This is a genomic window from Lysobacter firmicutimachus (assembly GCF_037027445.1).
GTDB lineage: Bacteria > Pseudomonadota > Gammaproteobacteria > Xanthomonadales > Xanthomonadaceae > Lysobacter > Lysobacter firmicutimachus.
In genome coordinates, this window is the sequence record NZ_JBANDL010000002.1 from 611,920 (window position 1) to 626,058 (window position 14,139).

Sequence of the window (14,139 nt, forward strand, 5' to 3'; positions counted from 1 at the left end):
GAGCCTTTCCATGGACCCGATGGACACTTTCGTCAGCCTCAGCATCGGCCTGACCGGATTCAAGCGCGGCGCGCTGGCGCCCGACAACGACACGCACGACATCAAGTCCTTGTATCTGCAGACCTTCATCGACCGAGTGAGTCAGGCGACGGTCAACGACATCCTGCTCTGGTACAAACTCACCGACAGGCATGTGTCGGGCAATCCGCCCGATCGCGAGGAGCGCGTGGTGGCGCTGCTGTTCGCCGACAAGCCCGAGTACGAGTTCCCCTGCCGGCAGCTGCTGTTCCTGTGGTATGCCGGCGCCTGGCCGACGGTGACCGACACTCCTGCGGCCACTCATGGACAGACCTTCAGCGAGGTGATCTCGGCCGACAGCTACACGCAGGGCCTGGTCTGGCGGGTAATGCAGTCGCATCCGATGGGCAGATCGACCTACCACTACGGTTACTGGGCGCAGCCGCCCGCGCCGCTGAGCGACTACCTGGAGAATCCGGTATGAGCATCGTCACGCCTCCCGGCGGTTTCGACGTGGTGATCGTCGGTTCCGGCATCGCCGGTTCGATCGTCGCCTATCAGCTCGGCAAGCAAGGCAAGAAGGTGTTGATCCTCGAAGGCGGGCCGCCGGTGCCCAAGAGCCGCGAGGACTACATGCAGACCTTCTTCATGGCCAACGCCAAGACCCCCGAGTCGCCGTACCCGCCGACCACCCAGGGCGCGGCCGGCGCCAACAACGCGCTCGGCCAGCCCGATCCGTCCAGCCTGAACACGCCGCGCTACACGGTGCTGCAGATCAACTCCTGGCAGGACCCGAGCATCAGCTATTTCACCTACTTCAGCCAGCCCAACAACATCACGCCCGACAGTCCGGAACTGACTTTCGCTTTCGGCAGTTCCTACGAGCGCGTCGCCGGCGGCACCACCTGGCATTGGCTGGGCACTTCGCTGATAAACCTGCCCAACGACTTCCGGCTCAAGAGCCAGTACGGCCACGGCGTGGACTGGCCGGGCGGCTCGCAGTTCTTCCGCCGGTTGCTGCCGTACTACCGGAAAGCGACCGACGTGATCGGGGTCTCCGCCGACAAGCAGGCGATGGTCGATCTCTACAAGACGTTTGGCGTCGAATCCAACGGCGTCTACGGCGACAACTACGATTACCCGATGCCGGGCATCGTCGAGTCGATGAACGATGCGCTGTACGCGCAAAAGGTCGGCGCGCTGAAGGTCGACAACATCCCGTTGTTCGTCACCCCGACGCCGCAGGGGCGCAATTCGCGTCCGGGCAACCGGCGCCAGTGCGCCGGCAACACCAACTGCATCCCGATCTGCCCGATCCAGGCCAAGTACGACGGCACCGTGACCCTGGCCCAGGCCCTGCAGACCGGCAACGTGCAGATCCAGTACCGGTCCGTGGCCAGCAACATCCGCCTCGACGGCGACCAGGTCAGCGGCATCGACTACATCACCTACGACACCCAGACCGGGCCGGCGACCGGCACCGGCACCGCGACCGCCAAGCGCTACGTGCTGGCCGCGCACGCGATCGAGACGCCCAAGCTGCTGTTGATGTCCAACCATAATCCGGGTTGGAACCGCGGCGTCGCCAACAGCTCCGACCAGGTCGGCCGCAACCTGATGGACCATGTGATGTACCTGGCCTGGGGCCTGTCCAAGGACCCGATCTATGCCTTCCGCGGCCCGCTGTCGACCGCAGGCATCGAGACGCTGCGCGACGGCGCGTTCCGCAGCCAGCGCGCGGCCTACCGGATCGAGATCGGCAACGAGGGCTGGAACTGGGCGACCAGCGATCCCAACACCACCTTGGCCGATTTCGTGTTCGGCCAGAACAACTCCCAGTTGAACGGCGATTCGGTCAATCAGCAGAACCAGCCGCTGCGCTTCAATCCGGCCCTGCCGGCGTTCAGCAAGCTGTTCGGCACCCCCCTGGTGCAGGCCCTCAACGCGATCTATGTGCGCCAGCTTCGCCTGGGCTATCTGATCGAACAACTGCCGGACCCGGACAACCGCGTGCAGTTGTCGAACCTGCGCGACCACCTCGGTTTGCCGCGGCCGTCGGTGACCTACCGCATCCGCGACAACTACGTGCGCGAGGCCTTCGTCTCGGCCAAGAAGGTGTCGACCCAGATCTTCGCCGCGCTCGGCGCCAAGGAGTACACCCAACTGCCGGGGCCGGTGAAGATGCACGGCTTCAACGTCACTTCCAGCACCTTCGAGTACAAGGGCGACCGCTTCACCTTCTACGGTGCAGGCCACATCATCGGCACCTATCGCATGGGCACCACGCCGCGCGACTCGGTGCTCAACCCGCGCCAGCAATCCTGGGACCACTCCAACCTGTACATGGTCGGCAGCGGCGTGTTTCCGACCACCGCCACCGCCAACCCGACCCTGACCATCGCCGCGCTGGCGCTGCAGGCGGCCGACAACATCCTGCAAGACCTCGCGTCCGCCGAAAGCGAGGACGTCTCGTATCATCCCGGCATCGCCGACGCGACGGCCTCGGCCCTTGCGCGGGATCGGCCGACGTAGTCGATGAGGCGCGTCGCCGGCGCGGCCGGCGACGCGCACCGCGCCGATCGCGCGGTCGCATGCGCCCGCAGGGGCTTTTCGCCGCGTCCCACGGACTGTCCGACGGGCGCGATGCGCTGCGTCAGCGTCGGCGCCGGCCGGGCGGCGCCGACCGGCAGAGAGACCGGCGGCGAGACCGACAGCGAGACCGACAGCGAGATTGACAGCGAGATTGACAGCGAAACCGGGCCGGCTTCGCCCGGCGCTTGCGCGCGCAGATCCCCGCCGGCAGCGCGGGCAGCCGCGACTTCGCACTACAGCCCAATCGCGATGCCGCCCGACGGCGTCGCCAAGGCCGTCGATTGGTAGGGCCGATCCGGATCGTTCGTTCACGGCCAACGCAAGTCCGCCGCATCTCCCCATGCGCGACGTCATTGCGATTGGTTCTATGCAAGATCCGAGCTCGCGGTAGGGGAGTGGATCGCGGCGCACGTTTGATTCCCTGAGCCGGTTCGAAACGCCTTGCGTCGGACCGCTTCCTTCGAAGTTCCCACCGCCGGAACAGACCTGTCGCGCGAGTCCGCCGGCGGCGTCGCTTCGTGCCGCCAGTCAACTGCATAGGACATCCACAGCAATGAAGCAGATCTCTTCCAAAAAGACGTTCGCCGTGCTCGGGCTCGCGGCGGCTTGCGCGACCGTGCTGATGTGGTCGCACCGCGATGCGGGGACGCCTTCGCAAGGCGCGCCCGGCGACGCTTTCGCTGCCTCCCAGGCGTCCGGCGCCTGGCCGGGCGCCGGCCTGCACGGCGTGGCCTACGCCGCGCCGACGCCGCGCAACGATGCGCAGGCCAAGCTGGGCAGTGGCCAGTTGCTGGAAGCCGTGCAATGGCTGGCGCAGACCCAGGCCGGCGGCGGCGCCAACAGCGCAGCGCACGCGAACGGCGCGCCGGCCGCCACCGGCGCCGGCGCCGGCAATGCCGGTCGTTCCGCCCGCCACGCGATCAGTGCCGCGGCGCAGATCGCCGCGCTCGACCGCGCCGGCATTCCGCAGCGCTTCCGCGAAGGCGAGAAGGTCAAGGTCAGCCTCGATCTGGCCCTGAGCTACGAGGATGTGCAGAACCCCGGCCTGCTCGACCGCGCCACCTCGGCGTTGCGCGACACCCTGCTGGCCGCCGGCCTGCGGGCGACCCCGGTCAACGGTTCGCCCACGCTCGAAGCGTTGGTGCCGCTGGCGAAGCTGGAATGGGTCGCCGGCCTGCAATCGGTGGCCCAGGTGTCGCTGATGAAGATGTCGCAGACCGCGGTGTTCAGCGACGGCGCCACCGCCAGCAATATCGACCGTTTGCGGGCGCTCGGCCAGTACGGCGGACTCGCCGAGAACCTGCGCAGGGACCTGCGCGGCGAAGGCCTGGGCATCGCCATCATCGATCACTTCGGCAATCTCGGCGGCGAGGTGGCGGCATTGCAGGCCGCCGGCGAGTGGCCGAGCAACACCGCCGCGGAGCCCAACAAGATCACCCTGCGCGCGCTGCCGGGACAGGCGTTCGGCCACCGCGGCGCCGCCCACGGCAATGCGGTGACCGAGATCGTCTACGACATCGCGCCGGCGGCGTCGTATCGCGTCTACGACAGTTCCGGTGCGGCCGACTGGGTCAGCGCGGTCCAGGACGCGGCCAACCTCAACGCCCAGAACGTCATCCAGGGCGAGCCGCGTGCGCAGGTCATCACCGCGTCGCTGGGCTTCGATCTGTACGGGCCCGGCGACGGCACCGGTAACGGCAGCGCCCTCAAGGGCCTGTACGACGCGATCGAGGCGGCCACGCGCAACGGCGTGCTGGTCCTCAACGCCGCCGGCAACGAGGCCCAGGTGCACTGGGACGGCAACAGCACCGCCGGCGCGGTCGCCAACGTGCGCCAGGACTTCGACCTCAGCGCCGCGGGCGTGGACAACGTCAATCGCCTGAACTTGGGCGCCGACTTCGACGGCTGCATTCCGGTCGGCGCCTTCAGCGCGGCGGATCAGGAGAACTTCGAGATCAGCGCGACCCTGGGTTGGAACGATTGGACCAACGCCAACAACCTCACCGACGCCGACTACCGGCTGGAGCTGGTGCGCTGGGCCGATGCGGTGCGGCGCAACGGCCGAGTGGTCACCCCGGCCGGCTGGGTGGTGGCGACGCAATCGGACGCCGCACAGAATGGCGGTGCCGGTCAGACGCCGCTGGAAGGCATCTCCTTCGTCCCGTCGGCCGCGACCCGCACCGCCGAATGCGACAATGTGTTCAACGCCAATCGTTTCGCCGGCGGCGGCAAGTTCGGCCTGCGCATCGTCCGCAAGACCGCCGCCGCGAACAACTTCCTGCGCCTGATGATCGGCGGCTATTACACCCCGCAGTACGCTCAGGCCGAGCGTTCGCTGATCCATCCGGCCGACTCGGCCAGCGTGATCACGGTGGCGGCGCTGGATGCGGCGACCTCCAACCTGGAGGCCTACAGCTCGCGCGGCCCGGTGTTGGCCGCCGGCGGTGCGCGTCCGAACGGGCAGGCGGCCGGCAACGCCAAGCCCGACATGGCCAACTTCGCCAACGTCGATACGGTGTCCTACGGCGATAACGAGTTCAACGGCACTTCCTCGGCGACCCCGCACGTGGCCGCGCTGGCCCTGCTCGGCCTGCAGCACCAGCGCCAGCTGGCCAACGCCACCGTGCCGGTGCTGCCGGCCAACCCGACCGCCCAGCAGCGCGCCACTTACGCTGCGGCGCTGCGGCAGCGCAACGTCACGCTGACCGGATCGGTGTACGACTCGCTGGCCTATGTGGCCGGCACCGGCGGCAACGACCTGGGCATTGCCGGTTTCGACAGCAGCTACGGCACCGGCCGTTTGAAGTTCCATGCCCAGTCGCAGGCCTGCTTCCTGACCGCGCTGTACGACCCGGCCTATCGCGGGCTGCTGCCGGCCCAAGCCAATCCGCTGCCGGCGGGACAGAAGAGCTACGACGTGCTGCACGACGAAAACGACGCGGCCTGCGCCAACGCCGTCGCGCAGTAAGCCGGCGCCGGCGGCCCGCGTCGCGCCTGCGGCGCGGGTCCACCCTGCGCGTTCGGTTCTGCCACCGATGCCCGCCCGCCGGCGGGCATCGCCTTGTGCGGACCGCAGAGGCGGCCGGTGCCGCCGGGCGTCAGGCCAAGGCGCGCGCCAGGCGCTCGGCCACGGCCCGCAATTGCGGCAGGCGGTCGTGTGCGCCGATCAGCTCGAATTCGACTCCGGTCAGGGCCAGCAGGGCGATGAAATCCTCCGGCGTTTCGCCGCGCACGTGCAGCAGGCAACTGTGCTCGTCGATGTGTTCGAGCACGCCGCACCATGGCGGCAGGCCCGGGGCCAACGCTTCGGCCGAGCCGTGCAGGCGCGCGCGCAGCACGTCGCCGGTCATGCCCTGGCTGAGGCTGCGCTGGACGTAGCCGGCGACGTCCTCGGGGAACTCGCGCGGGGCGAAGCCGGCGCCGCAGCGCAGGCTTTGGATGCGGTCGGCGCGGAAGAGGCGCCAGTCTTCGCGGCCGCGGTCCCAGGCCAGCAAGTACCAGCGCCGGCCGCTGCTGACCAGGCGCAAGGGTTCGATCGTGCGCCGGGTGGCGCGGCCGCCGCGGTCGCGGTATTCGAGTTCGATCAGCTGGCGGTCTCGACAGGCGCCGGCCAGTTCGGTCAGGGTGTCGACATCGGGGCCGTCCTCGTCCTGCGCCAACGATACGGTGACCGAATACAACGCGCTGATCCGCCGTCGCAACCGTGCCGGCATCAGTTGATCGAGCTTGCCGAGCAGGCCCAGCGCGGTCTGTTCGATCCGCGCTACGCTCGCGGTGGCGCTGCGCAGGGCCACCGCCATCGCCACCGCTTCGTCGTCGTCGAGCAACAGCGGCGGCATCGAGGCGCCGGCGCCGAGCTGGTAGCCGCCGCCGACCCCGGCCGAGGCCTGGATCGGGTAGCCCAGTTCGCGCAGGCGGTCGACATCGCGGCGCACGGTGCGGGCGTCGACTTCGAGCCGGTCGCACAATTCGTGGCCGGTCCAGTGGCGGCGCTGCTGCAACAGGGACAGCAGGCGCAGCAGGCGGGCGGAGGTCTTGAGCATGGGGCCAGTCTAGCGACGATTGAGGACATATCCTGTCCTCGATAGGCGCTATTCTGATCTCGCCCCGGATACGGGGGCTCCGCAGCCCCCGCCTCCCGACCACGAATCCCCAATCCCCAATCCCCAATCCCGGAGTCAGCCATGACCGTCCAGACCTACCAAGGCAGCTGCCACTGCGGCGCGATCCGCTACGAGGTCGACCTCGACCTCGACGCCGGCACCTCGCGCTGCAATTGCTCGATCTGCACCAAGCTGCGCAAGTGGACGGCGCTGGCCAAGCCCGATGCCTTCCGCCTGCTCGCGGGCAAGCCGGAGGACATGGGCGATTACCAGTTCGGTACCTTCAGCGGCCATCATCAGTTCTGCAAGCACTGCGGCATCCACGCCTTCGGCAGCGGCGAACTCGACGTGCTCGGCGGCAAGTACTACGCCGTGAATGTGGCCTGCCTGGATGTCGACCACGCCGTACTGGCGGCGGCGCCGGTGCGTTTCATGGACGGGCTGCACAACAACTGGTTCGAAACGCCCGCGATCACCGCGCATATGTGACCGCCGGGCTCGCCGCGCGCCGTCGCGCGTGCGAGTCTGGCGCGCTCCCGCCGCTGCGTTGCCGCCGATGGATACCGAGGCCCTCAAACGCTGGTGCCGCGCCTATCCCGGCGCGGTCGAAACGCTGCATGCGGCGCCGTCCAACATCCTGGTCTACAGCGCCGGCGGTAAGTTCTTCGCCTATTTCAAGACCAGCGAGCCCGAGCGCTGGCGTTTCAGCATCAAGGTCACGCCCGAGCGCTTCGTCGAGCTGACCGACATGCCGGGCGCCAAACCCGCGCGGTTCATGGGCCGCCACCATTGGGTCACCATCGTCGATGTGCGCCGGCTGCCGGACGATTACCTGGCCGAACTGGTCGACTGGTCGTACCGGCGCGCGCTGGGCAATCTCAGCCGCAAGCGTCAGGCCGAGGTGTTGGCCGATGCCGACGAAGCGCAGCGCGCGCGGCTCAGCCCGATCGCGCCGCCGAAAGCTCGCCCAAGACTCGTAAGCCCGCGTCCACCCGGTCGTCGAGCGGGTGGCCGTAGTTGAGCCGCAAGCAATGACGGTAACCGCGATGCGCGGAGAAGATCGGTCCCGGCGCGACGCTGATGCCGCGCTGAGCGGCCTGGCGCTGGATCCATAGCGCGTCGCGGTCCGGCGGCAGTTCGATCCACAGGAAGTAGCCGCCGTCCGGGCGGGTGACCCGGGTGCCGGCGGGAAAGTGTTGCGCCACCGCCCGCAGATACGCGGCCTGTTGCTGGGCCAGGGTTTTGCGCAACCCGCGCAGGTGCCGCTCGTAGCTGCCGCGTTGCAGATAGCGCGCGATCGCCAACTGCGCCGGCACGCAGGTGGCCAGGGTGTGGGTCAGCTTGAGTCGCGCCACTTGCTGCGCGTAGCGTCCCGGCGCGGCCCAGCCGATCCGGTAGCCGGGCGCCAGGGTCTTGGAGAACGACGAGCAGTGCAGCACCAGACCGCGGGTGTCGAAGGCCTTGGCCGGGCGCGGACGCTGCGCGCCGAAATGCAGTTCGCCGTAGACGTCGTCCTCGATCAAGGGCAGTTCGTGCCGCGCCAGCAGTTCGACCAGCTCGCGGGTCTTCGCTTCGGGCAGGCTGGCGCCGAGCGGATTCTGGAAACGGGTCATCAGCCAGCAGGCCTTGGGCGCGTGGCGGCGGATCGCCGCGTCGAGCGCGCCCAGGTCGATGCCTTCGCGCGGATGGGTCGGCACCTCGACCGCGCGCAGACCGTACCGTTCCAGGGTCTGCAATGCGACGTAGAAACAGGGCGACTCCACCAGCACCGCATCGCCCGGACGGGTGGTCGCGGCGATGCACAGGTTCAGCGCTTCGATCGCGCCGTTGCAGATCACCAGGTCGCCGGCGCCCAGGTCGACGCCTTCGACCCGGTAGCGCAGGGCGATGTGGCGGCGCAGTTCGGACTTGCCCGGGGTCAGATCGTCGACGGTACTGCGCGGGTCCAAGTGCACCGCCTCGTGCGCCATCGCCCGGCCGAGCCGGGCCAGCGGGAACAGGGCCGGACTGAGGAACGCCGACCCCAGCGGCACCACCTCGCGCGCCATCGCCGATTCCAGCACCTCGAACACCAGCGCACTGACGTCGACCGGGCGCGACTCGCCGTCCGGCGCCGAGGCCGCATCCGGCTCCGGCGGCAAGGGCTCAGGCGCGGCGCGCACGTAATAGCCCGAGCGCGGCCGCGGTTGCACGAGTCCTTGCGCCTCCAGCAGGTAGTAGGCCTGAAACACGGTCGCGGCACTGACCCCGCGCGCCGCCCGGGTCTCGCGCACCGAGGGCAAACGCTGCCCCGGCCGCAGCAACCCCTGCCGGATCGAGCGCGCGATGTCGTCGGCGAGGGCTTGGTAGCGTTTCACGGGATTCGGGATTCGGGATTGGGGATTGGGGATTGGGGATTGGGGATTGGGGATTGGGGGGGGGGGCGAAGGTCTGCCGCCGGTGCGGCCGCGTTTGCTCTAGCTAATGCCCAATCCCGAATCCCCAATCTCAGCCATCCAACAGACTGATCCGGTTTTTTGAGCGAAATCTGAGTCTACGCCAACTGATCCGATTGGCGGACAGTGGCTCCCGCAGCCAAAGCTGCGCGAATGCCCGCGCTCATGAACCCGCAAGTCGAACTCAATCTGGCGCTGATCCTGTTCATCCCCTGGTTCTCGATCCTGGCCTGGCTGTTCTGGGCCTATCCGCGCCAGCCGCGCGGCGGGGCCCGCAGCGCCTTCGATGCCGCCAGTCTGATCCTCGCCACCTTGGCCGCGGGCTGGGGCATGCATTGGGGGTTCTACAACGCCGATCCGCAGGCCGGTGCGATCTGGAAACAGGTGTTGGCGACCTCGGTCGCCTACGGCCTGTTCCTCGCGGTCATGACCGCGGCGCTGATCCTGCGCTGGCGCTGGTTGCGTCGCCGCGCGGCGACCGCCGCCTCTTTCTCCTCGCGCCCGCCCGCGGGCAAGGCCGAACCATGAAAATCCTGTTCGTCGCCGCGTTCATGGCGGTGATCCTCTACAACCTCGGCGCCGGCCTGTACTACATGCTGGTCGACAAAGGCAGCAGCAAGCGCACGGTCAATGCGCTGACCCGGCGCATCGGGTTTTCGATCGCGCTGATCGCCCTGGTCGTGGTCGGCATCCTCACCGGCGTGGTCCAGCCGCACGGCGTCGGCGCCTGAGCCGCCGGCGCGGGCTAAGCTGTCGGCCCGCCCGCGCCGAAGCCTCGCGATGACCTCTGCCCGCATCGTCCGCCAGGACGAACATGCCGAGTACTACTTCCAGGAACGCTGCCACATCCTGGAATGGTGGAACCATCCCGACGACCCGCAGGCCTCGATCGCGCGCGCCCGGGTCGAGCCGGGCACGACCACCCGCGTGCACCGCTTGCTCGGCACCACCGAGCGCTATCTGATCCTGGCCGGCCGCGGCCGGGTCGAGGTCGGCGATCTGGCCCCGATCGAGGTCGGGGCCGGCGACGTAGCGGTGATCCCGCCCGGCGTGGCGCAACGCATCGCCAACATCGGCGACGAGGATCTGCTGTTCGCGGCGATCTGCACCCCGCGCTTCGTGCCCGAGTGCTACGAAGACCTCGATGCGGAGGGCGAATGAGCGCGACCCGGCCGGATTTGCGCGCGCGCTACCTGGGCAGCCTGCTGGGACTGGCCTGCGGCGACGCGGTCGGCACCACGGTCGAGTTCAGCGCGCGCGGCAGTTTCGCGCCGCTGCGCGACATGACCGGCGGCGGACCGTTTCGGCTGCAGGCCGGGCAGTGGACCGACGACACCTCGATGGCGCTGTGCCTGGGGGCGAGCCTGATCCACTGTCGCGGTTTCGACGCGCGCGACCAGATGAACCGCTATTGCAACTGGCGCGCGCACGGCTATCTCAGCAGCACCGGCGAGTGCTTCGACATCGGCGCGACCGTGAGCGCGGCCTTGGATCGCTATCTGCGCGAAGGCGATCCCTATGCCGGCGACCCGGGCCCGCGCGCCGCCGGCAACGGCGCGCTGATGCGGCTGGCGCCGGTGCCGATGCGGTATCGCGCCGATGCCGAGGCCTGCCGGCACTACGCGGCCGAATCCACCCGCACCACTCACGGCGCCGCCGAAGCGCTGGACGCTTCGCGCCTGTTCGCGATGCAGTTGCGCGCCGCATTGCTCGGCGCCGGCAAGGAGGCGGTGCTGACCCCGGCGATGCCGACGCCGCAGAGCCCGTCGATCGCCGCGCTGCACGCGCGCGACTATGCCGGCAAGCGCGAGGACGAGATCGCCGGTACCGGCTACAGCGTGCGGTCGCTGGAAGCGGCGCTGTGGTGTTTCCTGCACACCGACGACTACGCTTCGGCGGTGCTGCGCGCGGCCAACCTGGGCGACGACGCCGACACCACCGCGGCGATCTGCGGCCAGTTGGCCGGCGCCTACTACGGTGTGGAAGCGATCCCTGCGGCCTGGCGCGAGCGCTTGGCGATGCGGGCGGAGATCGAGGCGATGGCCTTGGAATTGCTGGCGCTGGCGGAAAGCGGCATCGCCGGCGGGGCCACGCCCACGCACTGAGTTCCGCGGCGGTCGCCGCCGGCGCGGCTCGGGCCGGGGCCGCGCTTGGCCCGGTATCGGGGCGAAGAACGTTAGCTTCCAAGACGCGGAGCGCAGACCGTCGATAGCCCCGCACAGCGCGGAACGATTCGTTCGAGCCGATGCCATGCGGCATCGTAAAACTCAAACCACAGACGCCGTCGAGGACTGCCATGCGCGCACCCGTCACGCTCGGACACTCCGGGGCCTGCGCCGCCCGCCGGCACGCCCGGGCCCTTGCGGCGCTCCTGATCGGATACGCATCGCTCGGCTCGGCTCAGGACACGACCCGGTCGGGCCCGCTGTTCGATGAGCTTGCGGGCATGGACAAGCAACTGTTCGACGCCGCCTTCGTTAGCTGCGACGCGGACAGGTTCCGGGCGATCTTCACCGCCGACGCGGAGTTCTATCACGACCGCAAGGGTGCGGCGGTCGGCGAAGACGTCCGCACGCTGAAGTCGTGTCCGCGCGACAACGGCGTCACCCGCACCCTGGTGCCCGGGAGTCTGGAGGTCTACCCGATGAAGGGCTACGGCGCTGTCCAGATCGGGCGCCATGTCTTCGTCCGCAAAGGCGAGCCGGGCTCGGAAGTCGCCAAGTTCGTGCACCTGTGGAAGCAGGAGAACGGGGCCTGGCGCTTGGCGAGGGTGCTGAGCTTCGATCATCGGCCTTCGACGCCGCCGCCTTAGGTTCGGGCGTGACGGCAACGGCAAATTCCCCCTGCCCCCTTTTTCAACGGGGGAACGGCAAAGGCAGGCGGCTTCGGCGGGAAAGTACGCCGGCGACGATGGACCATTCACGCACTATGCCCGCGCTCGGCGTCGTCGCATATTCGCGTCGTAACCGCTGTTCCCCCTTTTGAAAAAGGGGGGTAGGGGGATTTGTTCTTCGCCCCGCAGGCGCGACGAAACCCGCAGCGGACATCGCGCAAGCCCGCCGAGGCGGCCTGCGTCGCCGCCTCAGCGCTTGGGCGGCTTCAAGCCGTCCGGATCGGTCGCGTACACCGGGTCGGCCAGCCCCTGCAGGCTGCGCGCGCCGGCGTCGCCCTCGACTTCGAACACCACCACCTCGTTGCGGCCCCGGCGCAGCCAGGGCGCCGGCACGAACAGGGTCTGTTGCGGGCCGATCTTCCAGTAGCGGCCGAGGTGATGGCCGTTGACCCAGACGTGACCCTTGCCCCAGCCGCGGGTGTCGAGGAAGGTGCTGCCGACGCGTTCGAGCTGGAAGCCGCCGCGCCAGAAACGCGGGCCGGCCGGCGCGCCGGCTGCGGTCTTGGCGTAGCGCAGGCCGGACAGGTCGCTCAGCGGCAGCGGGTAGTGGGTCCAGTCGTACAGCGCGCGGCCGCCGACCGAGACCGAGCGGGTGATGCCTTTGCGCTCCTCGTCCAGACGCGTGCCGAAGTTGATCCGGCCCATGTTCTCGACCAACAGATCGAGCCGCTGGCCCGGCTTCAACCCGGCATCGAGTTCGCGCTCGCCGAAGCGGCGGTCCAGCGTGCCCGCAGGCGCGCCGTCGGCGAACACGCTGGCGTAGTCGCGCACCTCGTCGACGCTGAGCTTGCCCTGCGCGCCGGCCGGCACGGTGTTGCGGTAGAGCACGAAGCCGTAGTTCTGCTGCAGGTCTTCCATCGTCCGCGGCAGCTGTGCCGATACCGGCCGGCTCAACGCCGGCAACGCATCCCACAGCGATGCCGATTCGCTCAGGACGAAGCGCGGCACCGCGATGGTCGCCGCGGCCGGCGCAGGCAGCGGCGGCAAGGTCTCGCCGGCCGGCAGATGGCGGCCGATGACCTCGCGCAAGGCATGGAATTTCGGCGTGAGCCGACCGGCCTCGTCGACCGGCGCGTCGTAGTCGTAGCTGGTGGTATCGGGCTGGTAGGGCTGGTCGCGGCTGTAGTTCGCGCCGGCCATCCAGCCGAAGCTGGTGCCGCCGTGGAACATGTACAGGTTGAACGAGATGCCGCGATCGAGGAACCAGTCGACGGTGCGCGCGGCGCGCTCCAGCGGCGTGGTGTGGTGCTGCTCGCCCCAGTGGTCGAACCAGCCGGCCCAGTACTCGCCGACCATGCGCGGGCCGCCGGGACGGAAGGCCTTGAGGTGGGCGAACGCGGCTTCGGCGTCGGCGACGTCGCCGTCGAAGTTGATCACCGCGGCGACCTCGGGCAACGGGCCGCCTTCGAAGTAGTGCGGGCCGGCGCCGTCGGAGGTGAACAGCGGCAGGTCGAAGCCGGCCTCGATCATCTGTCGCTTGGCGGTGGCCATGTAGTCGCGGTCGCGGCCGTAGGAGCCGTATTCGTTCTCGACCTGCATCATCAGGATCGGGCCGCCGCGCGTGCTCAGCAGCGGGCCGAGTTCCTGGTGCACGCGGCGCAGATAGCGTTCGCCGGCGGCCAGGTAGCGCGGGTCCATGCTGCGCACGCGCAGTCCGGGCGTGCGCAGCAGCCAGGCCGGATAGCCGCCGAAGTCGAGCTCGGTGCAGATGTAAGGACCGGGGCGGACGATCACGTCCAGGCCTTCCTCGGCGGCGGTGCGCACGAACGCGGCGATGTCCAGATTGCCGCTGAAGTCGAAGCGGCCGGGTTCGGGTTCGTGCAGGTTCCAGAACACGTAGGTGGTGACCGTGTTGAGGCCCATGGCTTTCGCCTGGCGCAGACGTTCGCGCCAGAACTCGCGCGGTATGCGCGGATAATGCATTTCGCCGGAGCGGATCAGGTGCGGCCTGCCGTCGAGCAGGAAGCGGTCGCCGTCGATGGCGAAGCGCGGCGCGGCCGCGGCCTGCGTCGGCAGGGCGAGGGCCAGCCCGAGCAGGGCTGCGGCGAGAGAACGCGAAACGGACATCGACGACATGCGCGGAGGCTCCGGCCTAGCG

13 protein-coding genes are annotated in these 14,139 nt (G+C 69.1%); 10 read left to right on the forward strand and 3 right to left on the reverse strand.

What is annotated here, in order from left to right:
• Positions 1-10: 10 nt before the first annotated feature.
• From V2J18_RS02605 to V2J18_RS02615, 3 genes are all read left to right on the forward strand, one after another.
• On the forward strand, positions 11-502 hold the full coding sequence (locus V2J18_RS02605; RefSeq protein WP_336130865.1) for a hypothetical protein: 492 nt from the start codon (positions 11-13) through the stop codon (positions 500-502).
• Positions 499-2,550, forward strand: coding sequence for a GMC family oxidoreductase (locus V2J18_RS02610; RefSeq protein ID WP_079247996.1), 2,052 nt, complete (start codon positions 499-501; stop codon positions 2,548-2,550). Before V2J18_RS02605 ends, V2J18_RS02610 begins: the two co-directional genes overlap by 4 nt.
• Before the next feature lie 613 nt (positions 2,551-3,163).
• Positions 3,164-5,578, forward strand: a complete 2,415-nt coding sequence (locus V2J18_RS02615) for a S8 family serine peptidase (RefSeq protein ID WP_336130866.1) — start codon at positions 3,164-3,166, stop codon at positions 5,576-5,578.
• A gap of 130 nt (positions 5,579-5,708) precedes the next feature.
• Here V2J18_RS02615 and V2J18_RS02620 read toward each other — a convergent pair whose 3' ends face one another.
• Positions 5,709-6,653 carry a helix-turn-helix transcriptional regulator gene (locus V2J18_RS02620; protein WP_064746320.1) on the reverse strand — a complete coding sequence of 315 codons (945 nt, stop codon included), beginning with the start codon at positions 6,651-6,653 and terminating at the stop codon, positions 5,709-5,711.
• 141 nt (positions 6,654-6,794) lie between these two features.
• On the opposite strand from V2J18_RS02620, the gene V2J18_RS02625 reads away from it, so the two are divergent.
• Together V2J18_RS02625 and V2J18_RS02630 are read left to right on the forward strand one after the other, a co-directional pair.
• Entirely contained in the window at positions 6,795-7,202 is a 408-nt protein-coding gene (locus V2J18_RS02625) for a GFA family protein (protein WP_064746321.1), read from the forward strand.
• A gap of 67 nt (positions 7,203-7,269) precedes the next feature.
• Positions 7,270-7,734 carry an MmcQ/YjbR family DNA-binding protein gene (locus V2J18_RS02630; protein WP_064746322.1) on the forward strand — a complete coding sequence of 155 codons (465 nt, stop codon included), beginning with the start codon at positions 7,270-7,272 and terminating at the stop codon, positions 7,732-7,734.
• On the opposite strand, the gene V2J18_RS02635 is transcribed toward V2J18_RS02630, so the two are convergent.
• Positions 7,652-9,070 carry an aminotransferase-like domain-containing protein gene (locus V2J18_RS02635; RefSeq protein ID WP_336130868.1) on the reverse strand — a complete coding sequence of 473 codons (1,419 nt, stop codon included), beginning with the start codon at positions 9,068-9,070 and terminating at the stop codon, positions 7,652-7,654. The two genes, V2J18_RS02630 and V2J18_RS02635, sit on opposite strands and share 83 nt — an antisense overlap.
• A 243-nt stretch (positions 9,071-9,313) precedes the next feature.
• Here V2J18_RS02635 and V2J18_RS02640 point away from each other — a divergent pair, with 243 nt between their 5' ends.
• From V2J18_RS02640 to V2J18_RS02660, 5 genes are all read left to right on the forward strand, one after another.
• Complete coding sequence (locus tag V2J18_RS02640) at positions 9,314-9,676, forward strand: hypothetical protein (protein WP_336130869.1); 363 nt, start codon at positions 9,314-9,316, stop codon at positions 9,674-9,676.
• A complete protein-coding gene (locus tag V2J18_RS02645; RefSeq protein WP_336130870.1) occupies positions 9,673-9,879 on the forward strand; it encodes a twin transmembrane helix small protein in 207 nt (68 codons plus the stop codon). The genes V2J18_RS02640 and V2J18_RS02645 overlap by 4 nt, the downstream gene beginning before the upstream one ends.
• Positions 9,880-9,928: 49 nt before the next feature.
• Positions 9,929-10,309, forward strand: coding sequence for a cupin domain-containing protein (locus V2J18_RS02650; RefSeq protein WP_336130871.1), 381 nt, complete (start codon positions 9,929-9,931; stop codon positions 10,307-10,309).
• Positions 10,306-11,253: an ADP-ribosylglycohydrolase family protein gene (locus tag V2J18_RS02655; RefSeq protein ID WP_336130872.1), complete on the forward strand. Its 948-nt coding sequence runs from the start codon at positions 10,306-10,308 to the stop codon at positions 11,251-11,253. The genes V2J18_RS02650 and V2J18_RS02655 overlap by 4 nt, the downstream gene beginning before the upstream one ends.
• A 191-nt stretch (positions 11,254-11,444) precedes the next feature.
• Entirely contained in the window at positions 11,445-11,960 is a 516-nt protein-coding gene (locus tag V2J18_RS02660; RefSeq protein WP_336130874.1) for a nuclear transport factor 2 family protein, read from the forward strand.
• A 270-nt stretch (positions 11,961-12,230) separates the two neighbouring features.
• Here V2J18_RS02660 and V2J18_RS02665 read toward each other — a convergent pair whose 3' ends face one another.
• The gene (locus V2J18_RS02665) at positions 12,231-14,117 is read right to left on the reverse strand and encodes a glycoside hydrolase family 35 protein (protein WP_336130875.1); all 1,887 of its coding nucleotides are present in this window, start codon (positions 14,115-14,117) and stop codon (positions 12,231-12,233) included.
• Between the last annotated feature and the right edge of the window lie 22 nt (positions 14,118-14,139).